Here is a 1,536-nt window from a genome sequence, read left to right as displayed (position 1 = left end):
GATTGTGTTGAAGAAGTCGGTGATTAAGCCGGGCGTTCTTTTCGCCGCGACGAGTTGCGGTTGGGTCGAGGCGGCTCCTTGGCCCTAAGTGGCTGGGATTGGTGTCCGGGTGGTGCAGATCTTGGCCAATTTCCTGAGGTTCTGGGCGGTGGCTGCGAGGTGGAACTCATCGCGGGCACCGCAGGGACCGCGCAATCGCAGTCTGTCGAGCTTCAGGATGCGCTTGAGGTGCGCGAACAGCATCTCGACCTTCTTCCGTTGATAGCGTGAGGTTTGGTAGGCGTCGGTCTTGGCGATATCGCGGGCCATGTCGCGCGCACCCTCATAGATCGAGCGCAGCACTTTGCGCGCCGGCTCCTTCGGGCAACAGCGGAGCTTCAGGGCACAGGCGTCGCAATCCAGCTTGCTGGCGCGATAGCGCATCATGCCATTCTCGTCGACGAGAGGATGTGGCACCCGATAGGTCTTCTGGCGTTGCCTGAGCGTCTTTCCGCCCGGGCAGCGGTAGGTATCGCTTGCATGGTCGTAGGCGAAATCCTCACGCGAGAAGGTGCCGTCCTTGCGCTTGGAGTGGTCGAACACCGGGATGTGCGGCTCGATCCCACGCTCATGCACCAACCAGTTCAGCATTTCGGCCGAGCCGTAGCCGGTGTCGGCAATCAGCCGCTCCGGCCAGAGGCCGAACTCGTCGTGCGCCCGCTCGATCATGGTCTTGGCGGCCGTCACCTCGGCTTGGCGCACCGCGGTCGAGGGCTCCACATCGACGATGACGGCGTGCTCCACGTCGATCAGATAGTTGGTGCAATAGGCGTAGACGGCCGGGCCGCCCCAAGAGGCGGTCCAGCGTGCTGCAGGATCGACAGGCGATACGAACTTTGGCTCTACCGGCGTGGCGGCCCCGAAGGCGGCGTCATCCAGAGTGGCGAGATACTCAGCCACGGCCCGCTTGGCTTTAGGATTGAGGTCCTCGGCCGTTTCGATCCCGCGCTGACGATGGGCGTCGGCGACGATCATGCTGGCATCGACCGCAAAGCCTTCGCCGCCGACGAGCCCTTCCGCTATGCAGCGCCGGACGACGGTCTCGAACAGTTCGCGCAGCAGGTCGGCATTGCGGAAGCGGCCGTGGCGGGTCTTGGAGAAGGTTGAGTGGTCAGGCACATCACCCTCGAGGCCAAGCCGGCAGAACCACCGATAGGCCAGGTTCAGATGTACCTCCTCGCACAGCCGCCGCTCCGAGCGGATGCCAAAACAATAGCCGACGATCAGCATGCGGATCAGCAGCTCAGGGTCGATCGAGGGACGGCCGATCGGGCTGTAGAAGGGCGCCAGATGCTGGCGGATGGCGGACAGGTCGACGAAGCGGTCGATCGCTCTGAGCAGGTGATCTGCCGGCACATGCCGCTCCAGGCTGAAGCCGTAGAACAGCTCCTCCTGCATCACACTTTGCTCGCCCATCATCGACTCAATCTCCTCTTACGACGAACATTGAATCAGTGCTTCAGGACTGCTGCAACCCGGACTTTTTCAACACAATCG

At 62.6% G+C, this 1,536-nt stretch carries 1 protein-coding gene; it reads right to left on the bottom strand.

From position 1 onward, the window contains the following. Positions 1–84: 84 nt before the first annotated feature. Positions 85–1,458 (bottom strand): transposase, encoded by a 1,374-nt coding sequence (locus tag AC0L2Z_RS35215; RefSeq protein WP_473630619.1) that lies wholly within the window; start codon positions 1,456–1,458, stop codon positions 85–87. Between the last annotated feature and the right edge of the window lie 78 nt (positions 1,459–1,536).

This window comes from Mesorhizobium sp. WSM4850 (assembly GCF_055811735.1).
Note: the sequence above shows the minus strand (reverse complement) of the source record. Positions and strands in the feature narration are given on the sequence as shown.

What these genes read in the sequence shown, in the direction of transcription:
- AC0L2Z_RS35215 (WP_473630619.1), bottom strand. Translation starts at nt 1,458, where the DNA reads ATGATGGGCGAGCAAAGTGTGATGCAGGAGGAGCTGTTCTACGGCTTC.